At 52.1% G+C, this 22,257-nt stretch carries 21 protein-coding genes; 8 read left to right on the top strand and 13 right to left on the bottom strand.

The features are described from left to right. The first annotated feature begins 55 nt into the window (after positions 1-55). Both OGX96_RS18010 and OGX96_RS18005 read left to right on the top strand, forming a co-directional pair. Positions 56-1,507 (top strand): tagaturonate reductase, encoded by a 1,452-nt coding sequence (locus OGX96_RS18010; RefSeq protein ID WP_008784755.1) that lies wholly within the window; start codon positions 56-58, stop codon positions 1,505-1,507. A gap of 215 nt (positions 1,508-1,722) precedes the next feature. Then, positions 1,723-2,637, top strand: coding sequence for a bestrophin family protein (locus tag OGX96_RS18005; RefSeq protein ID WP_048235395.1), 915 nt, complete (start codon positions 1,723-1,725; stop codon positions 2,635-2,637). Here the strand turns inward: OGX96_RS18005 and OGX96_RS18000 are convergent. Next, complete coding sequence (locus tag OGX96_RS18000; protein WP_003832953.1) at positions 2,634-3,011, bottom strand: GFA family protein; 378 nt, start codon at positions 3,009-3,011, stop codon at positions 2,634-2,636. The genes OGX96_RS18005 and OGX96_RS18000 overlap by 4 nt on opposite strands. Positions 3,012-3,142: 131 nt before the next feature. Then, positions 3,143-3,901, bottom strand: coding sequence for a trans-aconitate 2-methyltransferase (gene tam, locus OGX96_RS17995; RefSeq protein ID WP_057067518.1), 759 nt, complete (start codon positions 3,899-3,901; stop codon positions 3,143-3,145). Between the two features lie 110 nt (positions 3,902-4,011). Here tam and OGX96_RS17990 point away from each other — a divergent pair, with 110 nt between their 5' ends. Continuing rightward, a complete protein-coding gene (locus OGX96_RS17990; protein WP_286584220.1) occupies positions 4,012-4,533 on the top strand; it encodes a GNAT family N-acetyltransferase in 522 nt (173 codons plus the stop codon). Positions 4,534-4,542: 9 nt separating this feature from the next. Here OGX96_RS17990 and OGX96_RS17985 read toward each other — a convergent pair whose 3' ends face one another. The 11 genes from OGX96_RS17985 to OGX96_RS17935 form a co-directional block, all read right to left on the bottom strand. Continuing rightward, positions 4,543-5,379 (bottom strand): DMT family transporter, encoded by an 837-nt coding sequence (locus tag OGX96_RS17985; protein WP_219988093.1) that lies wholly within the window; start codon positions 5,377-5,379, stop codon positions 4,543-4,545. A 52-nt stretch (positions 5,380-5,431) separates the two neighbouring features. Then, on the bottom strand, positions 5,432-5,809 hold the full coding sequence (locus OGX96_RS17980) for a hypothetical protein (protein ID WP_153753089.1): 378 nt from the start codon (positions 5,807-5,809) through the stop codon (positions 5,432-5,434). Between the two features lie 23 nt (positions 5,810-5,832). Continuing rightward, positions 5,833-6,834: an HAD family hydrolase gene (locus tag OGX96_RS17975; RefSeq protein ID WP_153753087.1), complete on the bottom strand. Its 1,002-nt coding sequence runs from the start codon at positions 6,832-6,834 to the stop codon at positions 5,833-5,835. Beyond that, complete coding sequence (locus OGX96_RS17970) at positions 6,831-7,844, bottom strand: oxygen tolerance domain protein (RefSeq protein ID WP_286583795.1); 1,014 nt, start codon at positions 7,842-7,844, stop codon at positions 6,831-6,833. Before OGX96_RS17970 ends, OGX96_RS17975 begins: the two co-directional genes overlap by 4 nt. Further along, positions 7,841-9,355 carry a tetratricopeptide repeat protein gene (locus OGX96_RS17965; RefSeq protein ID WP_286583793.1) on the bottom strand — a complete coding sequence of 505 codons (1,515 nt, stop codon included), beginning with the start codon at positions 9,353-9,355 and terminating at the stop codon, positions 7,841-7,843. The genes OGX96_RS17970 and OGX96_RS17965 overlap by 4 nt, the downstream gene beginning before the upstream one ends. Continuing rightward, positions 9,352-10,329 (bottom strand): VWA domain-containing protein, encoded by a 978-nt coding sequence (locus OGX96_RS17960; protein WP_286583791.1) that lies wholly within the window; start codon positions 10,327-10,329, stop codon positions 9,352-9,354. The genes OGX96_RS17965 and OGX96_RS17960 overlap by 4 nt, the downstream gene beginning before the upstream one ends. Then, positions 10,322-10,762, bottom strand: a complete 441-nt coding sequence (locus OGX96_RS17955; protein ID WP_103285202.1) for a DUF4381 domain-containing protein — start codon at positions 10,760-10,762, stop codon at positions 10,322-10,324. The genes OGX96_RS17960 and OGX96_RS17955 overlap by 8 nt, the downstream gene beginning before the upstream one ends. Next, positions 10,763-11,668: a DUF58 domain-containing protein gene (locus OGX96_RS17950; RefSeq protein ID WP_153753081.1), complete on the bottom strand. Its 906-nt coding sequence runs from the start codon at positions 11,666-11,668 to the stop codon at positions 10,763-10,765. Continuing rightward, positions 11,668-12,672, bottom strand: coding sequence for an AAA family ATPase (locus OGX96_RS17945; RefSeq protein ID WP_286583788.1), 1,005 nt, complete (start codon positions 12,670-12,672; stop codon positions 11,668-11,670). Before OGX96_RS17945 ends, OGX96_RS17950 begins: the two co-directional genes overlap by 1 nt. After that, positions 12,669-13,964 (bottom strand): anaerobic sulfatase maturase, encoded by a 1,296-nt coding sequence (locus tag OGX96_RS17940; protein WP_286583785.1) that lies wholly within the window; start codon positions 13,962-13,964, stop codon positions 12,669-12,671. Before OGX96_RS17940 ends, OGX96_RS17945 begins: the two co-directional genes overlap by 4 nt. An 81-nt stretch (positions 13,965-14,045) precedes the next feature. Beyond that, positions 14,046-15,638 carry an arylsulfatase gene (locus OGX96_RS17935; protein ID WP_079934031.1) on the bottom strand — a complete coding sequence of 531 codons (1,593 nt, stop codon included), beginning with the start codon at positions 15,636-15,638 and terminating at the stop codon, positions 14,046-14,048. A gap of 625 nt (positions 15,639-16,263) precedes the next feature. On the opposite strand from OGX96_RS17935, the gene OGX96_RS17930 reads away from it, so the two are divergent. From OGX96_RS17930 to OGX96_RS17910, 5 genes are read left to right on the top strand one after another with little or no spacing between them, the layout of a single operon-like run. Next, complete coding sequence (locus OGX96_RS17930) at positions 16,264-17,877, top strand: mechanosensitive ion channel family protein (protein ID WP_286583782.1); 1,614 nt, start codon at positions 16,264-16,266, stop codon at positions 17,875-17,877. Then, a complete protein-coding gene (locus OGX96_RS17925; RefSeq protein ID WP_502872648.1) occupies positions 17,877-18,992 on the top strand; it encodes a BamA/TamA family outer membrane protein in 1,116 nt (371 codons plus the stop codon). The genes OGX96_RS17930 and OGX96_RS17925 overlap by 1 nt, the downstream gene beginning before the upstream one ends. 28 nt (positions 18,993-19,020) lie before the next feature. Continuing rightward, positions 19,021-19,959, top strand: a complete 939-nt coding sequence (locus tag OGX96_RS17920; RefSeq protein WP_008784763.1) for a hypothetical protein — start codon at positions 19,021-19,023, stop codon at positions 19,957-19,959. A 17-nt stretch (positions 19,960-19,976) separates the two neighbouring features. Further along, on the top strand, positions 19,977-21,089 hold the full coding sequence (locus OGX96_RS17915) for a BamA/TamA family outer membrane protein (RefSeq protein WP_225280800.1): 1,113 nt from the start codon (positions 19,977-19,979) through the stop codon (positions 21,087-21,089). After that, complete coding sequence (locus tag OGX96_RS17910) at positions 21,090-22,205, top strand: DUF4056 domain-containing protein (protein ID WP_079934033.1); 1,116 nt, start codon at positions 21,090-21,092, stop codon at positions 22,203-22,205. Positions 22,206-22,257 lie beyond the last annotated feature (52 nt).

The raw sequence follows: 22,257 nt of genomic DNA, 5'->3' as shown, positions 1-22,257 counted from the left end.
AACCTATTGGACCAATTCAATCAGGTTGTATGACTAATCATAAAGGGAACCCATTGTGCAAACACTAAATCGTCGCGATTTCCCCGGTGCTCAGTATCCTGAACGCATTATTCAGTTTGGTGAAGGAAACTTCCTGCGCGCCTTTGTAGACTGGCAGGTAGATCTGCTCAACGAGCATACCGATCTGAACGCTGGTGTGGTCATTGTTCGTCCTATCGAAAGTTCCTTCCCGCCATCGCTGAGTACGCAGGATGGCCTCTATACCACTATCATTCGTGGTTTGAATGAGAAGGGCGAGGCCGTCAGTGATGCCCGTCTAATTCGTTCAGTTAACCGTGAAATCAGCGTCTATAGCGAATACGATGAGTTCCTGAAGCTGGCGCATAATCCTGATATGCGTTTTGTGTTCTCTAACACCACGGAAGCAGGTATCAGTTACCACGCGGGCGATAAGTTTGACGACGCGCCAGCGGTTAGTTATCCGGCTAAACTGACGCGTCTGCTGTTCGAACGCTTCAGCTATTTTAACGGCGCATTGGATAAAGGCTGGATTATCATCCCTTGCGAACTGATTGATTATAACGGTGATGCGCTGCGTGAACTGGTTCTGCGCTACGCTCAGGAATGGGCGCTGCCGGAAGCGTTTATTCAGTGGCTGGATCAGGCCAATGCATTTTGCTCCACGCTGGTGGACCGTATTGTTACCGGCTATCCGCGTGATGAGGTAGCTAAGCTCGAAGCTGAACTGGGCTATCATGATGCTTTCCTCGATACCGCAGAACATTTCTATCTGTTTGTCATTCAGGGGCCGAAGTCATTAGCCGCAGAACTACGTCTGGATAAGTATCCGCTGAATGTCCTGATCGTGGATGACATCAAACCGTACAAAGAGCGCAAAGTGGCGATTCTCAACGGTGCTCACACCGCGCTGGTCCCTGTTGCCTGGCAGGCAGGGTTGGACACCGTGGGCGAGGCGATGAATGACGCTGAGATTTGTGCTTTCGTGGAGAAAGCGATCTATGAAGAGATCATTCCGGTACTGGATTTACCACGTGATGAGTTAGCTTCTTTCGCCAGTGCGGTAACCGGTCGATTCTGCAACCCGTATATAAAACATCAGTTGCTGTCGATTGCCCTGAATGGCATGACCAAATTCCGCACCCGTATATTGCCGCAACTGCTGGCAGGGCAACAGGCCAGCGGTAAGCTGCCGGCGCGTTTGACGTTTGCACTTGCCGCGTTAATTGCTTTTTATCGTGGAGAGCGCAACGGTGAGTCTTATCCGGTTCAGGATGATGCGCACTGGATAGAGCGTTTTCAACAGCTGTGGTCCCAGCATCGCGATCGCCAGATAAGTACCGAAGCGTTGGTCAAATCTGTACTGGGTGTCAAAGAACACTGGGAACAAGATCTGACGCAGGTTTCTGGACTGGTGGAACAGGTCTCTGCCGATCTGGATACCATTCTGGCAAAAGGTATGCGTGAAGCCGTTAAGCCACTGTGCTAAGACGACTACCGACAACCCGGCTCAGGCCGGGTTTTTTCTGGATATACATTAGTTACAACATACTGTGTGGTTTATATCATAAACCCGGTCTGTGACTTAGGTGCAGCTTCATTTTAAGCAGAACAACAGTTGTTGGGATAATGTTGCGATTAACTTGCAACATTGATCGCTATCGCGTCTAATGTGACGGATTTCACATTTTACCGAAGATAACCATGATCGTTCGTCCCCAACAACACTGGCTGCGCCTGATATTCGTCTGGCATGGTTCAGTATTATCTAAAATATTCTCACGGTTGCTGCTGAACTTCCTGCTCTCCATCGCCGTTATCATCATGTTGCCCTGGTATACGATGTTGGGTATCAAATTTACCCTGGCACCGTTCAGTATTCTGGGCGTGGCGATTGCTATCTTTTTAGGTTTTCGCAATAACGCCTGCTATTCACGTTATGTCGAAGCCAGACACCTGTGGGGACAGTTGATGATTGCTTCCCGATCACTACTTCGTGAGGTGAAAACCACCTTACCGGATGACGCTGAACTGGGGCAGTTTGTTCGTCTGCAAATCGCATTTGCCCACTGTTTACGCATGACATTACGTCGAAACCCACAGGCAGAGCCGTTGGCGAAATATCTCAGCGAGAAAGATCTGCAGACGGTATTTGCCGCACAATCGCCAGCAAACCGCATTTTGTTGCTGATGGGGGAGTGGTTGGCCATACGCAGACGTGATGGACAGCTGTCCGATATATTATTTCATAGTTTAAACAACAGATTAAATGATATGTCGGCAGTACTGGCAGGTTGTGAGCGAATCGCGAATACACCCGTTCCGTTTGCTTATACTTTGATCCTTCATCGCACTGTTTATCTGTTTTGTATCATGCTGCCATTCGCGTTGGTGGTGGATCTTCACTACATGACGCCGTTTATTTCAGTGCTTATTTCCTATACTTTTATCTCACTCGATGCGCTTGCGGAAGAGCTTGAAGATCCGTTTGGTACTGAGAACAATGATCTGCCGCTGGATGCGATTTGCAATGCAATCGAAATCGATTTACTGCAAATGAACGATGAAACCAATGTGCCAGCAAAACATATGCCGGATAAACATTACCAACTAACTTAGTTTCGTTCTGTTTCCCACCATGCTGGCCGCATATCAGAAAACGAATGAAACTCCGGCGCCAGATCTTCATCATTAGGATCGTCAAAAGCGCCGGCTAAAAGCGCAATGACCGGAGCGTCATCGATGGCGCCCACGGAACTACCGCACTGAGGGCAAAAAGCCCGGCTGGTAGTTTCAGATGAGCGCCAGGTTGTCGGTTTTCCGGCTTTTCCCGTCCATTCTACATTTTCTGCATCAAACTCAATCCAGACGACAGTCGGGGCCCCCGTATGTTTCCGGCATATATCGCATGAGCAGGTATGGGAATTATTAGGACTGCTGGCAGTGAAGCGGATCGAGCCACACAGACACCCACCGATGTAGACTTTAGACATAACAACCCCCGTCAGAAACATGTGGCAAGACACTAGCAGATGCCTGACATAGCCACTAGATCCTTATGATAAAAAGGCGAGGGCGCGCATACTCGGTAGCCCTGTCCTGTGATCTGTCTGATGATAAACGTTTAACTATTGCGTCTGGCAACAATAAACAACCGCGGAAATGCCAGCAAAATATTGCCGTTTTCCTGCAACGGATATTGATCCTGAAGCAGTTCATGGTAGCGAGCCAGGTAATGACGCTGCTCGCTTTCGCTCAAATCCTGCAACCAGGGGCGTAGTCCCGTTGAGCTTACCCAGTCGATAATCGCCTGATGCGAATCCATAATGTGATAATACGTTGTACGCCAGATATCCACATCACAACCCGCTTCGGTTAAAATATCATAGTAGGCGTGAACGCCAGGAAGCGGAGCACGCCCCCGGTCGGGGTAATCTTGTTCATAAGCCACTTCGCGCATCAGTACATGCGTGGGCTCCAGCCAGTTATCCGGCATTTGCACGGCCAGAACGCCGTTGTGACTCAGCTGTGAGACCAAATGTGGGAATAATTCATAGTGATCGGGCACCCACTGTAACGACGCATTTGCATAAAGCAGATCCACGGGATGCTCGGGCTTAAACTGGCTAATATCCGCTTCGATAAAATGGCAGTCAGGTAATGCGTTGCGTGCTTCATTCAGCATAGCAGGTGAAGAATCGACACCTGTTGTCTTTGCCGTGGGCCAGCGCTGATGCAGCAATGCCGTACTGTTTCCCGGACCACAACCAAGATCAACAACTGAGCGGACATTTTCTAACGCCACACGGCTGAGTAATTCTGCTGCGGGTCTTGAACGTTCAGTTGCATATTGCAGATAAAGCGAAGGGTTCCAGTCGGCCATGTATAAATCTCCAGTATGAGAGGAAAAGTCGGAAAAGGACGGTATAAGACCTTGCCGATGAGCCACTTATTTTAGAAGATTATATGAAAATGAATGATAAGGGCAGGAATATGCTGGAAACATCAAGGTTGATATTACGACAGTGGGAGGCTAAAGACCGAGCCCCTTTTGCTGCACTCAATACCGATTCTGACGTGATGCGTTTTTTCCCCGCGCCGCTACAGAAAGCTGAAAGCGATAACCTGGCCGATAGATTTAGTGAAGGTATTGCAGAACGCGGCTGGGGATTTTGGGCCGTAGAGCTAAAAGAAACACACCAGTTTGTGGGCTGTGTGGGGTTGCATCCACAACCTGATAAATTTCATTTTTCACCCTGTACCGAAATTGGCTGGCGCCTTGCTAAAGCATACTGGCACCAGGGTCTGGCGTTAGAAGCCGCGCAAGCGAGTCTTGCATTTGCTTTTGACGTACTGGCGCTAAATGAAGTCGTTTCATTTACTTCTGTGCTGAATAAACCGTCAGAGAATCTGATGATACGACTTGGTATGAATAAAACAGAAGAGTTCACGCATCCCGCGTTGCCGCCAGATCATCGATTGGCACAACATGTTCTGTATCGTCTTTGCCGATAATTAATCAGTCTATTTTGCTCCTTTTCTCATATCAGAGAAAATAACTAAGCCAATTCCAGCCAAAATAATGACGCTTGCGAGAAGGATTCTGACGGTGAGCGTTTCGCCCAAAAATAGGATCCCACCGAGAGTGGCCAGACAAGGTACGCTGAGTTGAATAGTACTGGCCGTTGTGGACCTGAGTAAGGGGAGCAATGAATACCAGAGCAGATATGCACCTCCCGATGTAATTGCACCAGAAAGCACGCCCAGAACTAATCCATATATATCAATATGAAGATGAGAGCGGAAGAACAGAGGGATAATCAATGCGACCGGGATTGCCAGGATGAAATTCCCCCCGGTTGAGGCAGCAGCATCCGTGATTTTTTTCCCTGTGATACTGTAGAAAGCCCAGGCTAACCCAGCAATAACCATCATTATTGCAGCATACAAGGAAGGGCGTTCTGCACCAGGAAGCAGCAATATGGCTATTCCAGCCAATGCCCCGAGTATACCTGTTATTTTTAAAATTATGAGCTTTTCTCCCTGAGCTATCCCCCATACTGTCATGACGAGCTGAACGGTACCAAAGAGCAGCAGGGCACCAGCACCGGTGCTGAGAGAAACATAGGCAATGGAGAATGAAAAAACATAGATACAAAGGAGCAGGGCATTTAACCACTTGAACTCAAATTTTCTGCTGTCAGATGTTATCGCAATAAATAAGAAAAGGGCAATTGCGCCACTTATCAACCGGAGGCTGCTGAATGAAATAGCATCAGCATGCATCCCCTTCAATGCGAGTCGGCAAAGTACGGAGTTGCCGGCAAATGCGACCATTGCGATGATGATTCTGATGAGCAAGATAACGTCCTTTAGTCGATACGATAATTAGCGCAAGATGCAGGTGTTGTCTTTAAAAACAGGTGTGTTGATTAACATAATTGCCAACATCAACGACTCTATTCGTGTTGGGATCGACATTAAGAACGACAAAACGCATTTGCGGGCAGAACAGCTCTGCACTTTTCTTGCTGCATTCAGTTTGTAGCCATCGATGCTCACCCTGTTCGGTTACAACCGTGTTCACGTTTCCGTATTCGCTGCACACAAAACCTTTTTCAGTTGCTCTTTGCCTTGCTGCCTCCAGGCTCAGACCAATAACATTCAGCTCATCGACCTCTTTGGCATGTGTGCTGTCGGAAACACGGGTTAATGTGCAGCTCGACAGCGTAGAGGTAGAAAGTAGTAATAATATGATACGTAAGAAGATGTTATCGTCTTTTAGGAACATGGACTGATGCCTTAAACAGATCGTTATGGTGATGATTTCACGACGCACTGCGCCGGGTCAAATACGGTCTTCCAGTCCTGTTTCATATCAACCACGGTCCAGCCATGCGATTTCGCCTGCGTTAATCCATCAACAAGTTTTCCGCTTGCGGGTGGGTGACTATCATAGGCGTATTCACGTGCGGCATCGGTATGATGGACCAGCAGTCCGAAGGTTTTCGCGTCCGGATTGGCGGCCGTGTACTGCAGCATGGCGAGATCGCCATCGCTATTGCCAAATGCGCCCACGGGGCGCTGCCCCATAAACAGGTGGATCGCCACGGGCTTGTTCGCCGCGTCATCATTGAAGGCTCCCGACATCGTCTTGGTGATTGTTGTCCCATCTCCGGATAACGCGAACTCGCCGAGCGCGAACGATCCGATCACCTGTTCTGGCGGAATACCATACATTTTTTGCGAGAGCACGCGCATGAAATCTATCCCGCCGCCGGAAACAATCCAGGTTTTAAAGCCATTCTCTCGTAGATAATCCAGCAACTGACGCATAGGTTGATATCCCATCTGGTCATACTGGCAGCCAAAACGTGGGTCTTTATGCGTTGAAACCCAGTTGGCAACCCGCTGAGTAAAGTCCTCCGTTGTCATGCCACTGTGCGTGAGCGATAGCAGGTGCATAAGCCCTTTTTCTCCTGAACCGACGACGCTTTTGAGGTCGTCTTTCAATACGGCCTGCACCAGCGGATCGTTCGACCAATTGGGATTTTCTGGGGCAAGACGTTTAATCTCGTCCAGCGCGAACTGGATCTGAAACGTCATCGGCGCTTCCGGCCACAGTGTCCCGTCATTATCAAATACGACGTAGCGTTTATCAGTGGGAATAAACGTTGGACGATCGGGGTTGGTGGCATTTTGTACCCATTCTTCAATAGCGTGTTTGGCTGCCGTGTCATTCCATGCGGAGAGGGGCTCAGCCGCGGCGGTGCTGCAAAGGCCGCATAAAGCCAGTGTAATTAACGTATGCTTCATTGTGAGTTCCTGTTATCTGGGGTTTGTCCCGGTAACGAAATCGGCTGCCAGAATCGGCACCAGCGGTGAGATAAATAACGCGTGCTACGCAGCAATGTGCGGCGGAAAATAAACATAAGAACGAGTAAAGCGAGGCCGCCCGTCAGCAGCAGCACGGTCGACCAGGTGAAGGTGTCGCGGCTGCCTTTTAACACAGATTCTGCCCCAGCGGTGCGTGAAGCGGCAACGGTATATTTACTGCCGGGCAGTTCAGCGATTTGCCATTGCTGATGGGTTGTATCCCACCAACGTAATTTAATCGGCGGTAGTGTGATTTCTCCTACATCAACCGGTAAATAGCGGAGTGTTTCCACGCGTTCAGCGCCTGTAATGTCACCGCGCCCCGACGTCAGCATACGGTTTTCTGGTGTCAATCGTTGGGTGTGCGTGCCGTTTATAGCATACAGCAACTGTGGGATCTGAGCGGGCATCACATCGGTAGCATTGGCTGTGACGACGCGTTCGATTACGTCACCGGCGCGCAGCGTTTTATCTTCACCACTGCGGTAAATATTGACCTTCTGGCTGAGAGAAAAGCTGGAAGCGGGCAGAAAACGGTCCGGTTGTTGGACTCCTGTCGGCCAGCTAACCGCCGTTTCCAGTGCAGGCAGTTTGACCGTAACGGGTGCTTGCCCGGATGCGGTTAATGTCATTTCGAAAGCCGGTAAATCCAGCTTACCCTGATCCCATGCAGTGATTTGGCGTTCCATGCGCACGCCGCTCCAGCTTGTACCGCCATCGTGACGGGTCAGCAATTGATTCGGTGACGTGCTGGTTAGAATATCGCCATTTTCTACTGGGAAATCGGGCCACTGCGGCGGCGGGTTAAACCAGGAATCTGTCCAGAACGTTACCGCTACCCGCACCGGCTGGCCAGGGACAACGTGTTCTGGGGCGATCAATTCGCGGGAGACCGTCATTGCCGCCTGGCAGGGAAGTACCGCCAGCAGTAATAACCAGATAAGCTTCATTGGTCTTCTCCTGGCTGGGTTCGGTAGAGGCTTTCTAACAGCCCAGAAGGTGAAACCGCCAGATTTTCATACCACTGATTCACCTGTGGATTCCCTCCGGCAATGGGCTGAATATCCTTTTGGTCTGCCCCCTGGTGGGGCTTCAGGTCGTGCTTAATTTCATCGGGTTTGTAATCTTCTTCTTCTCCCTGAGCCGATTTATTTTCGCGCTCCTTTTGTCGCAGTTGCATGATGATTGCGGCGATTTTTGCGCGGTTACCCTGCGCCAGTTTCCAGTCCGGGCGCAGGCTTAATGCCCGATCATAGCTGTTCAACGCCTGTTGCCACTGTTTTTGCTGGGCGTAGCTATTGCCTGTCCAAAGCAGCGCTTCCGGGGTTTGTTCCGCCTGTCGGAACGCGGCGGTAGCGGCGGGATAATTTCCCGCCCGATACCATGCGATACCTTGCCGGAGTGGATCGTTAAAATGCTGGGCAGCGCGTGCGTAATCCCCCCTGGAGAACGCACGCTGCCCCTGCACATCGGGGCTTACCCAGGCATCCAGCCAGGCGGCGTGGCCGGAAGGCTGCCAGAACAGCAGCGGCGCGACCAAAACCCAGCAAAAGAGCTGGCGTCGCCAGATTAACAGCAGGGCAAGTATTGGGATCGTTAGCATCCAGCCATCGCTCCGCCAGTGTAAATCGCTGCGGGCATTGTTTTGCGCGGTGACACTTTGCTGGATGTGGCTCTGTACCACGGGCAGGTCTTCATCATCGGTGGTTACCAGCGTGACCGGAATTCCGTCGTCGCGCATCTGCTCGAAGCGCGAAACGTTCAACCGTGTATCCGTACCGCTGGCGGCATATTTCTCGGGCAGCGCGCCCCCTTGCGCGGTTCCGGGCACCCAGATTTGTAGCGGCGTATTTTGTTCACCAAGCCATCTGGCGTCTTCCGCGCTTAAGGTATCGGTCACCAGGATAATGCTGCGCGGCGCGGCGGGCATATTGTGCATTGCCAGCGAGACCGCATGTTGTAATCCAGAACCTTCGCCAGAGGGTAATAGTGCAGGCGTTTGCGCATGCAGGAACAGCGAGTAAAAGGCCGTATCGACGGTAAGTGGAGTGGTAAGCCAGGCCCCGGCGTTATAGACCACCAGGCCAAAGCGTGTTCCCGGCATGCGTTCCATCAGCGACATGATTTTGGTCTGCATCCGCTGATGTCGGCTGGGAGGCAGGTCGCTGGCAAGCATCGCGGTATCCTGCTGCAAAATCACCATCACGTTGCTTTCTGGCGTCAGGGCGGCGGGAAGCTGACGCTGCCAGCTTGGGCCTGCGAGCGCGATAACACCAAGCATCACCAGCCACGGCAGCGCCCGACTGAGTTTACGTTGTCGCCCGACGATCAGCGCGTTTGCTAGCGGCTTATCCATAATGCGTGACCAGGCGCTACGCCCGGCAGAGGGTAACCACCACAGCGCGATGGCAGGAATCAACAGCAGCAAACACCAGGGGTATAAAAAGTGAAAATCACTCATGCCATTCTCTCCCTGAGCGCGCGATAAATATTAAAAGCCAGCAATAAAACCAGTGCGGCAGCGAGAGGCCAGGCAAACAACGGTATTCGCCATGACCAGCCAATACTCTTCACCTGCACCGGCGTGATGGCGTCAATTTCTTGCCAGACCGCATCCAGCGACGCACCGCTGTTCTGCGCCGTCCATGCGCGCCCGCCGGTGGTATGGGCGATATCCTGCAAAAGACCTAAATCCACCTTGTCATCGCCGCTGCTGTTGACGTCGCCAAAAGCGATGGTGTGGACCTGTACGTGATGGCTGGCCGCCAGCTGTGCGGCAAGGCGAGGTGTCAACTGCGAAGCTGTGTCGTTACCGTCGGTCAGAAGAATGGCCAATTTGCTGGCTTCATTATCACCGCTGGAATCTAACAGTTTCACCGTCACGCCCAACGCGTCGCCAATCGCCGTCTGTTGCCCCGCCATGCCTGGCGCAAGCTGATTGATACGGGTTTCCAGCGCCTGTTTATCCTCACTGACGGGCGCAAATGGCCAGGCGCTGTTAGCAAAGATCACCAGACCGATACGATCTGATTTGCGGGCGGCCACGAATTTTTTAACCGATTCCTGCACCGCCTGTAACCGGGTAATGCCCCCCGCAACATCGTTTTTTTCCATTGATCCAGAAACGTCCAGAATCAGCATGATGTTGCGCATTGGTTTTTCAATATGTTGTGGCGGAGTCAGCAATTCCGGGCGGGCAAGCGCGCAGACCAGCAGCACCCAGACCAGCCAGAACAGCCCGGTCGATAACTTTCCGCTGTGGGCAGGCTGGCTATTGAGCTGGAGTTCATTGATCAGCCCGGGCAAAAAAGGGACCCGAACATACTCTTTAAGTGAGCGCTCTTTGGCCATCACAAAGTGGCCTACCAACGGTAGGATAAGTAGCAGCCAGGCCCATGGCCAGGCGAACGCCAGGCGTGAGAAGTATTCAGACATGGGGTAGTCCTTCAAGCCAGGTGCGAAGCTGCACACGCAGCCGCGCGGTATCGGCATCACTCAACTGGTTGTCTGGTTGACAGTATCGTTCGCAAAGACGTTGGCGCAGCGCATTATCCAGTGGGACGGACGGGAGCCATTGGGCAGGGTCCAGCGCACCGCTAACCTGTTCACGCGGCTGATGCACCAGCAAAATACGTTTGATCAGCAGCAGCCAGCTGTCCACCGTTTGTGGTTGAGTGAGGGCCGTCAGGGCCTGACGACGCCACAGATTACGGCGCCATCTGGCGACGCGAATGATGAGAAAAACAAGTATCACGAGGAGCACGACGCCGCCCAGAGCGAACCATCCCGGCGGCAGGGGAAACCATGACGGTGAATCGGGGAGAACCGGTTCCGCCAGTTCGGGTACCGTAAATCCTTTCTCCAGCATCTAAACCCCTTTTTGTAGCTGTCTGAGCAGATCCCCGGCGACAACAATCTGCTTCACCTGGACGCCAAGCCGCGTGAGGCGCGACGCCTGTGCCGAAAGCCGCGCAGTAATACTCTGTTTGATGCCGTCCTGTAGTTCAGGCGAGAGTGAAAATGCCGCCTCTTGCCCTTCATAACGGGCCGCCAGTCGCCCGTGAGCAGGCAGGCGCAAATGCAGATCGTCGAGCATCACGAACGCGCTCACTTCTCCCCGACGGCGCAGGGCCGCCAGCAGTGCATCGCATTCACTATCCATATCGTGAAAGTCGCTGATTAACGCGACCCAGCAGCCGGTTGGAATCAACGGCAGGCTGTGGCGCAGGATGGCTGCCAGCGTGAGCGGATGGGGAGCTTCATGCGGATAGTTGTCCGCCACGGCGTGGTTGTACTGCACTAAATCGTCGAGAAATGCAGGGAGTGAAGCGTTTGGCGCACGGCATTTGCGCAGGGAAAAGTCCTGGTCACCAAAGACGATACCGCCTAAACGATCGCCGTCGTGCCAGCTGCGCCAGGCCAGCAGCCCGGCGGTTTTAGCCGCAGCGACGGATTTTGTCTGCACGCGCGTCGAAAAAAACATATCCCGCCGCTGGTCGACCAACAAGAACACGGGACGTTCTTTCTCTTCGTTATACAGGCGAATCCACGGCGTACGCATGCGCGCGGTGGCCTGCCAGTCAATCAGCCGGACGTCGTCGCCGGGCTGATAGCGACGTAGGCTGTCAAAGTTCAGCCCGCGACCTTGCTGTCGTGATGTGCGCTCTCCGCCAAGTGCGCCTGGTGGGATCTGCCCTGGCGGATTGGCAATGGCTCGCGCATCGCCAGCGAGCTTCAGCAGCGTATCGCGGTCAACGCGAACGGCACTGTTCATCACGCTACCACGGCATCAAGGAGCATCCGTACGGCATCATCCGGCGTGCAGTTGTCGGCGCTGGCCTGGTAGCTGAGCATCAGGCGGTGGCGCAACACGGCCGGGGCTATCTTTTTAATGTCTTCTGGCAGCACCGCATCCCGACCTTCCAGCCAGGCCTGCGCGCGACCGCAACGCTCAAGGGCCAGGGTGCCGCGGGGACTAATGCCAAAGGTCAGGTACCCGGCCAGCGTATCGTTCACCGACTGCGGATGGCGGCTTAAGTCCACCAGATTGACGATATAGTTTTCGACAGTAGAGGAAACATGAACGGCGGAAATAGCCTGCCAACATTCGGCAATTTCTTGTTGGCTCAGCATCAGCGCATCGGGTTGTTCAGGTGCGGCCGGTGTGGCGTTCGTCAATTGTTGGTACTTTTGCTGCTGTTCTCTGCGCACCAGTTGCATCACTTTCTGTTCGTTTTCTTTAGACGGGTAATGCACCAGCACCTTCATCAAAAAACGGTCCAGTTGGGCTTCCGGCAGCGGCCAGGTTCCTTCCTGATCCACCGGGTTTTGCGTGGCAAGGACCATAAAAACACCGGGCAGAGGCCAACTGTTGCCCGCCACCGTTACGTGACGTTCTTCCATGGCTTCCAGCAGAGCGGACTGCACGCGCGCCGAGGCGCGGTTAATTTCATCGGCGAGAATGATATTGCCGAACACCGGGCCAGGGCGGAAGCGGAACTGCTCCTCTTCGCGGGAAGCGTTTTGCTGATAGATTTCGCTGCCGGTGATGTCTGAAGGCAGAAGGTCCGGCGTGAACTGAATACGGCGGTAATCCCCCTCAACGTGGCGCGCAAGCTCACGCACAGCGCGAGTTTTCGCCAGACCCGGTAGGCCTTCCAGCAGAACGTGTCCATCACAAAGCAGGGCGATGATCAGCATGCGCACCAGCTCTTCCTGACCGAGAACCTGCTCATTCATGCGTTGTTCAAGCTGTAATAATTTTTCTCGATTTATCATCGGCGTAGCCCTGCAAAATCACGTTTAAGTAAGGTTGTGATGCCCACCAGAATCGGCTCGGAATAGTTAAAAAAGGCTTTAATGCCCGGGCAAAGGTAGTTCAACCCCAGCTCGCCATCCGGTGTGCGGACAATGCGGTTTTTCGGGCATTCGCCCCAGCACAGCTTCAGATAAGGGCAGGTTTTGCAGTAGTTGGGTAGCGTGTCGCGTTTGCCCATGCCGAAGGCTTTTTGCCGTTCGGAAAAAGCCAGGTGTGAAAGCTGGGCATGTTCAATATTGCCGATCTGGTACTCGGGATAGACGTAGTGATCGCAGGAAAAAATATCGCCGTTTTTCTCGATCGCCAGCCCTTTACCGCAGAACTCTGAATGGGTACAGATTTGAGCAGGCATTCCCATCGTCTGCGCGACCGCCGTTTCGAACAGATTGACCTGTACGCGGCCCAGATCGTTATTAACCCACTCTTCAAACACGGCGATCAGAAATGTGCCCCAGTCCTCCGGGTCAACTGACCAGTCGGTGACGATCGAATCGAGATCGCCAGGGCGCGCGCGGCGGCTACCGGTCAGCGGGATGCTTTCGTCCTGCCAGAACTGTGGTGCGGTTTGCTTGAAATCGACCGGTTCGACGCACGGGTTAAACTGTACGTAGGTTGCGCCCAGTTCACGGGTGACGAAGCGGTATACTTCCAACGGAAAGCGGGCATTGGTGCGGTTTACCGTGACCAGGGCGTTAAATGGGACGCCGTGACGCTTGAGGGCCTCAACGCCCGCCATCACTTTGTCGAATGTCGGTTTGCCGCTACGGGTGACACGGTAGCGGTCATGCAGTTCTCGTGGGCCATCAATTGACAGCCCCACCAGAAATTGATGTTCTTTAAGAAATTCAGCCCATTTGTCGTTCAACAACACGCCATTAGTTTGTAAATCGTTCTCGACGCGCTGGCCGGGCTTCTGGTACTGCTTCTGAAATTTGACTACTTTCTGGAAGAATTCCAACCCCATCAATGTGGGTTCGCCACCTTGCCAGGAAAAGACCACCTGGTCGCCGTCCTGGCCATCAATGTACTGGCGAATGAAATTCTCTAGCACCTCATCGCTCATGCCAGTATGTCTGTCCTGATGCAGCAGCTCTTCTTTGTGCAGGTAAAAACAGTAGGAACAGTCAAGGTTACAGGTCGAGCCGGTGGGCTTGGCCATCACATGAAAGCGGCGCTTGTATTCTGGCCCTTTGCCGTCATATTTTTCCGCCGACGGAAGCGCTTTAACCGGTAGTGTGGTGCTGTACTTCATATAGCAGACCCCTAACAAGAAAACGTCACTACTCTTCAAAAAACGGGCAGGCTGTCTGAACAGCCTGCCCGGAGGCTTAGGTTATTTATTGATATTAGAGCCTTGTTCCAGCATCGCCGAAGCGTCGGAAATGGTGAACGAACCCGGTTTCTGACGCGGTGGGAACTCTTTGAAGGTTTCCAGCATCTCTTTCGCGTATTTCTGCGCGCCGCCCATCAGGAACAGACGGTCGTAGAACCAGGAGTTGTAGCCCATACCGTCGCTGCCTTTCTCCAGCGGATCGACTTCAAGGTCAAAGATCAGTGGCGTACGCAACTTGGTGAATGGGTATTTCCACAGATCAAGACCGGTATGCTCCTGAATCATAAAGTGAACTTTCCAACGCTCGTAGCGCATAGCCAGCAGATCGCCGTCATCGCTCCAGTAGAAGAACTCTTTACGTTGATTCGGGCCCTTGCCCTGGAGGTAGTCGAGCTGGTTGTAGCCATCCAGGTGCACCTTGTAGGTAATGGACGGCGTTTTGTAGCCTTTTAACAGCTCGTTTTTAATGTTCGGATCGCCCGCAGCCGCAACCAGGGTAGGGAACCAGTCGTTACTGCCGAAAATGCCGTCAACGATGGTGCCTGGCTTAACGTGGCCCGGCCAACGAATCATCGCAGGTACGCGGAAACCACCTTCCCAACCGGTGTTCTTCTCGCCGCGGAAAGGCGTTTCGCCTGCATCCGGCCAGGTTGCTGTCATCGGGCCGTTATCGGTGGTATAGACGAGGATCGTATTGTCTTCGATGCCGAGATCTTTAATCTTCTGCAGCACTTCACCAATCATCTTGTCATGTTCCACCATGCCGTCGGCGTAGGTTCCAAGGCCCGTAGCACCAATGCTCCCGTCTTTCAGGTGCGTTTTGTTATGCATACGGGTGGTATTGAACCAGGTGAAGAATGGCTTACCGGCTTTAACCTGACGTTCCATGAAGTCGTTGTTGGCCGCGAGCGTTTCTTCGTCCACGGTTTTCATACGCTGGACGGTAAGCGGACCGGTATCTTCAATCTTGCCATCGGCGGTGCTCTTAATGACGCCACGTGGGCCAAACTCTTTGCGGAAGGCCGGATCTTTCGGGTAGTCCGGGTTCTCCGGTTCTTCTTCGGCGTTCAGGTGGTAAAGGTTACCCATGAACTCATCGAATCCGTGCGCGGTTGGCAGGAATTCATCGCGATCACCGAGGTGGTTTTTACCAAACTGGCCAGTAGCGTAGCCCAGTTGCTTCAGGATGTTCGCAATGGTCGGATCTTCTTTTTGCAGACCCTGCGGCGCACCCGGCATCCCCACCTTACTCATCCCGGTACGGAACGGCATTTGTCCGGTAATGAATGAAGAACGGCCAGCGGTCGAGCTTTGCTCAGCGTAGTAGGAGGTGAACTTGGCACCTTCGGCAGCGATGCTGTCGATATTTGGGGTTTTATATCCCATGGTGCCCTGATTGTAGGTACTCAGGTTCCAGTATCCGATGTCATCGCCAAATATAACGACAATATTTGGTTTAGATGAGTCTTGCTTTGGCGCATTTTCCGGTGCGGTAGATGTCGCCGGTGCAGCATGAACAGTGGACACAGCGCCAGCTGCTAACGTTAGCACACTGGCAATCATCGTCCTTCTAAAAGGGACACTTTTATGCATGGTGGGGAACTCCGTTCATTAGGTAAGCCTTTTGAGTATAGACACGAAAAAATCCTCCAAATTTTTTCTAATGGAGGTTAATTACTTTCACAAGATAACTATTCGAGAATTCCTGCAAAAATATGAATAATGCAGGGCATATCTTTCGCATCGTGATTAATTTAATGCAGCTTAATTAAGGCGGAGGGGTTATTCCATCTGGAAGTTATTTAATAATAAATTATGGAAGAAGTTATGATTATTGGATTTCAACATAATGCTGAATCGATGCAACACATACTGTCAGTTAATTTCACGCACCAGGGCGCGATGCAAGCCACGCGGATACATAGCTGCCAAACGCTCTATTCAGGTCAAAGAGGTGCTATTTCTTTACGAATGGATACGCTGACTGACCCCGTAGGGAAACGTTATTTACCTTTTTATCAGAGGGGATAATCGAACGCTTATATTTAGTGATGAGGAAAAGAACCTTTGAAAGGCAATGTCATCTTTCACATGAAATGAAGACCTCTTTATCACTAACATTGCGTAAGTGAAAGGCTGGTCTATGCTAAAAAAAGCAATCAAATTTGCGTTGGCTTTTTGAATAATAACGATAATTCTCGTGTTTTTGGTGGCGAATATGAACAGGATTGTGATCGCTTTTTTAATGTGCTTTCTTTCCTCTTTGGTTGTTAACACATATGCGGCGGAACCTCGTCAGGAGCCCACCGAAAAGGAACGCGCGCGAACGGTTTATATTTTTCATCAACCGATTGTCATGCTCCAGGCGAAATTCGGCCTTACTACGCCAGAAGAGCGGGTGCTGCGCATCCGCAATACGCTACGAAATTTCACTGAAGCCGATGTTCGCGAACCGCTACAGGTTGTATCGGTCACGCGTTATAACCAGCCGGGAAGGCTTATCGTGATGAACGGTAAACCGGTGATGTTGCTGACACAAGGCGATCTCGACGAAGGAGACGATCTTACGCTCGACCAGGCGGCGCAGCGCGTACTGGCGCGCATGGAGGCGCAGCGGTCTGCATTGAGCGATCAGTATAACAGCAGCTGGCTGGCGCTGTCGGCGGTGAAAACGGTGGCTGGTCTGGTGGGACTGGTACTGTTTTGGTTCGGTGCATACCGTTCCTGGCGTTGGGTCAGACGCGTTTATCGTCGTCGCATTTTTGAGAACAAAAGCTGGATCCCCCAGAGTTGGCGGCGTTTTATCGGCGCTATCGAGACACGCCTGTACGCACTGTTGATGATCCTGCTGGGTATCGTTGCACTTTACGTTTGGCTGAGTTGGGTCTTTAGCCTGTTTCCCTGGACGCGCGTCTGGGGAGAGTCCCTTGGTGACTGGTCTGTACGCGTAGTGCGTGATATTGCATTGTCGATTGTCTCAGCGTTACCTGGCTTGATGATCGTCCTGATCATTTTTCTCATCACGGCGTTCATCCTGAAGTTGCTTAAGGTGGTTCTCAACCAGGTGGAGGCAGGGCGTTTGCAGTTGCCTGGAATTCATCCAGAAACCGTGGGCGCAACCCGTAAGTTAATCTCTGTAGTGGTGTGGCTCTTTGCGCTATCTGCAGCCTATCCCTTTTTGCCCGGTGCCAATTCACTGGCGTTTAAAGGTATCAGCGTTTTCTTTGGCCTGATGCTCACGCTGGGGTCGGCCGGGGTGATGAACCACGCAATGAGTGGACTGGTTTTGATCTATTCGCGCGCGCTGCGCAAAGGCGACATGATTCGGGTAGCGGACAACGAGGGATTGGTAAGCGAAATTGGTATGCTCGCGACCAAAATTATTACTCGTGAAAATTACGTGGTCACCGTGCCAAATGCGGTAGTGGTTAGTGGAAAAATTACTAACCTTAGCGCGCAAAGCACCAACGGCGGCGTCAATCTGACGGTTGGCGTTACCATTGGCTACGACACACCCTGGCGCCAGGTCCACGCAATGCTGGAGTTGGCAGCCAAGCGGGCCAAAGGAATCGATCTTTCACAGCCGCCGTTGGTGCGTCAGCTGAGTCTGATGGACTGGTATATTTCCTATGAATTGCAGGTGCGCCTGCTGCCGGATGTATCTCTGGCAGATGCCCGTAATGAACTGCACAGCAATATTCAGGACGTCTTCAACGAATTTAACGTGCAGATTATGTCTCCGAATTTTGTGCTACAGCCAGAAAACAGCGTGATGGTGGCCAAAGATAATTGGTATACCGCACCCGCAACACCGCCAGAAGGCGGGAAATAATGCGTTGGCTTTTTCTGCTAATTCCTCTGCTGTGCTGGCGCGCTATGGCGACAGGGCTTATTGATCCTGAAGACGGCATGGTGGACATGAGCCGTTATTTACAAGAAAACCCGTACGGTTTTCTACCGATTCCGCTGGTTATTACCGAACCGGCCGTTGGTTATGGCGGCGGCCTGTTCGGTCTGTTTCTGCATGGCAAGGGACGACAGGTTGATGGGCAGTTTATTCCCCCGGCCATGAGCGCGTTTGGCGGTGGCGGAACGCAAAACGGTACCTGGTTTGTAGGTGGAGGGCATCGCCACACCTGGCAGGATGACCACATTCGCTATCTGGTTGCAGGAGGCTATGCCGATGTCAATCTGGATATATATTCCGGTGACGTATTGGGCTTTGGCAATAACCAGGCCGTGGAAACCGAAACTCGCAGTTATGGCGGTATGCAAAAGCTTCTCTTTCGCGCAGGGGATTCTCCCGTTTTTTTGGGAGCATCACAGTTCTGGGCAAAGATGGATATCTCTGCCCGCAATAATCCGCTCGTCAACCAGGTATGGCGGCAGCTATTGGGTGAAAGCAGCATCACCTCTGCATTGGGGCTGGTAGCGGAATACGACACAACTGATAACTTCTTTTGGCCCGGACGCGGGCTTTCTCTTAGCGGCGAGTATCAATTCTACGGCCACTATCTTGGGGGCGACTATCGCTATGACCTGCTGACGCTCGAAGGCAAGTTTTTCCTGCCACTGAACGCCGACTGGACGCTTTCACTTGCAGGGGACTATCAAACGCTGTCGCAGCAGGATAAACATCTGCCACCAATGGCGCGCCCTTATATCGAACTTCGTGGTATCTCTCGCTATCGCTACCAGGGGGATGACGTGAGTACCGTTCAGACGCAGTTAGCCTGGCAAATGTCGTCGCGTTGGATTGTTTTGGGTTTTGTCGGTGCTGGAAGTGCGGCAGACAGTACATCAGAGCTTTACCGTAGCGCAGAAGTGGCCTGGGGCAGTGGTATTCGATATTTGATTGCGCGCGAATACGGACTGCGTACCGGTGTAGATGTCGCTTTTAGCGATAACGAACAAGCAGTTTATTTTAATGTTGGCTCTGGCCTGTAGGGATGAGCGGAATGAATGAGGACAAATAATGAAATGGTTCCACGCGGTTGTTCCGTTGCTGTGGGTTTCCGGCGTGGCCAGCGCAGCTGAAACTGATGCCAGCACGTTTCCGATTTGGGGCGAGGAGGCCAGGGCGCGGGGATATGCCATTCCGCTACCGTTTGGCATCAACCTGAGCTATATGAACATGCGGCAAAATATTGATGTCGATAGCATCAGTTTTTCCGGACTGGCGCTTGGCAATCACCCGATTCCTGTCGATATGTTCAATATTGATGCCGGCCATACGCGTGAACAGAGCAAAACTGAAAACCTGCGTCTGGACATGTGGGTCTTCCCGTTTTTGAACATTTACGGGCTGGTAGGGCACACACGCGGATCGTCGGTATCGAATGTTTCAGTAGATGCAGACCCTTCGCGCTACACCGGTGTTGACCGCATTATCGCATCATCTGTGCATCAGCTTTATCAGAGCGGTGAGCTACAGGATATTGATTTTGTTCTCGATTTTAAAGGCACAACCTGGGGAACCGGTATTACTTTGGCAGGAGGATACGAAAACTGGTTTGCCCTGGTGGATACCAACTATACCCGTACTGATTTTGACATTCTGGATGGCAAAATTTCAGCCCTTACCGTGTCTCCCCGTGTTGGATATCGCTTTAAATTTCAGGGGCCGGTGGGCGAATCGCATCTGAGCGTCTGGGTGGGGAGTATGTACCAGAACGTGCAGCAGGAGTTCAGGGGTAGCCTCTCCGATCTGCATATGCCCGCTGAGCTTCAGCCACTGATCCAGGCCGTAAACCAGGATGGCAACGGGCGATTTGATGTTAAACAGAATCTGACTTCTCCGTGGAACATGCTGCTGGGGACTCAGTTTGAAATGACACCACAATTTAACGTCCTGACGGAGTTTGGATTTAACGAACGCAATAGCTTCTTTATTGCCGGTGAATATCGCTTCTGATGAACGGTTATCGCGTCATGTTGACATCGCTATTGGCTCTGACGACCTGGTCTGCGGAGGCGTTAACATTGGATCAACCCTCAATTGACGCTTTCCTCGGGAAGCTGGGTGCGGATAACCAGTACGATCCGGCAAAAGGGGTGAACTGGAGCGTGTTGCCGGGGCCATTTTACACTCCAGAGCTGAAGCTGGGTCTTGGCATGGCGGTGGCGGGGATCTACCGGGTGGATGCGGCAGATAAAACAACTCAGAACTCTTCTGTTTCCTTGACAGGTTATGTCAGCGCCAGCGGGGCGTTGGGAATGGGGATCAGCAGTTATACCTTTTTTACCGACGACCGTTGGCGATTGTTTGTGGACGGCTCAGTGAACAAAGTGCCAACGGGTTTTTGGGGCATTGGCTACGACGCAGCCCAGGGTAATGAACAGGATTACACCAACAACTCCGTGAGTTTGCATCCTGTATTGATGCGAGAAATCGCTGAACGCGTTTATCTCGGCGCGGGTTGGGATTTTTCTTCTATGCAGGCGGACGTTGACGATCCGCATCAGGGGGACGTGTTCAGCCTAAATAATGCGCAGACATCGCCGTTATCGTCTGGACCCAGTGTAAGTCTGAGTTACGACACGCGTGACGTTGTCACGCGGCCACAGCATGGACACTATTTTAAGCTGGAGTACACCTGGTTTGATCCGTCTTTTGGTTCAGATACTCATTTTACGGCAGCACAGGTTCAATACGATCGTTACCTTTTACTTGATGACAGGACTGTGCTGGCGTTCGATTTATGGGGACGTTTCACTCGTGGAGACGTGCCGTGGGATCGTTTATCAATGGCCGGAGATGACCGCCGTCTGCGGGGGTATTACCAAGGGCGTTATCGGGATAAGGATGTGGTAAGTGGGCAGGTGGAATATCGAAAAAAACTCAACTGGCGACATGGTTACGTGTTGTGGTTGGGCGCAGGAGCTTTAGGCAGAAACATTGACGATATGGGACATCATCCGATCTTACCTAATGCGGGTGTCGGTTATCGCTTTGAAGTGAAGCCCGCCATGAATATCCGCCTGGATTTAGGTTTTGGGAGAGAGAGTGCAGGATTCTATTTTCAAATTGCGGAGGCATTCTGAATGGCTAAAGGATTTCTGTTTTTACTGCTGGTAGCCGGATTTGCCTGCGCGGAAGTTCCTGGCCTCACTCTTAAACAAGCGCATAAGGCATATCCCGTTGTCGGCCATTTAGCACCGCCGGAGTCACTACGCCCATGCTGCGCGTTTGGCTATGATCTTCATGTCAGGGCGATAGGTGTGCCGATCCCTGTCTACCAGATTGGCAATGTATTAACGTTAGATTCACTGGGGCGTCATCACTATAACGATAGTGCGTTGGGGGCCGTGAAAAATATCGTTGGACTGAGTGAGGAAAAAAACGGACTGCTTTATACCCACCGTGGGGGTTTTATCGACATAGCGCACGTTCGCGATACGGCGGATAACACCTTTTACCTCTTTTCTCGTATTTATCCAAAACTTGGTCAACAGTGGCGTTTTTTTTACAGCGAAGAATTGGGCGTCAGACGGATACAGCTACACGGTTTCACACCTCCTGCAGCAATGGCGCAGCGTTACACATTGGCCGCCTGGTTGGCGGGGAATCTGGCCTTTGAACTGGCTCAATGGCACGAAATTGCACAGTGGTATGGATTCGAGTCTGTTCCCGGTTTTTCTGAGCAGATTTCTGCATTTTCCCCGGAAGATCTCTATTCAAATCTACTGGGTGCTCGTATCGCCATCAACGTGATTTTACAGGGCAGGGTGGAATCCATTGCGGCCTACAACGCGGCGGTGGATCGCGAACTGCAGCGGGTTTTACTGCAACTTGGCGTCGCAACCCGGACTGAAACTGAGCGTAAGTTTCGCGAATTGGACGGTGACTGGTGGAACAGTAAACGTAGGGTTCCAGATAAATTTCTGGTGTTAAAGCGTAACTATAATCTTGAGCATAACCGGTTACCAACCCCAGTTTCGTACGAGAACGCCACGCCACTGCAACTGACTTTTCCCGCCGTGATCGAAGGATATCGGCTTGCGCGCCTGGGTGAGTTACAAATTTACCCGGGCACTTCCATGCAATCGCTTCCGCGACCGAAAACTTATTACGCACCAGATAGTTTTCAGTCCCTGGCTGACACAGCGAGTGAAGCAGACAAAATTCAGCTCGAACGTATGCACAAGTCACGCTTTTAATCCTGTGCTTTTGCCTGACAATTTAAATGCTGCGAGCTACGCTTTTACAGAC

Origin of the sequence: Citrobacter sp. Cpo100, from assembly GCF_030332595.1 — a bacterium.
GTDB classification, from domain to species: Bacteria; Pseudomonadota; Gammaproteobacteria; order Enterobacterales; family Enterobacteriaceae; genus Citrobacter; species Citrobacter portucalensis.
This window is presented reverse-complemented; position numbering and strand designations above follow the sequence as displayed.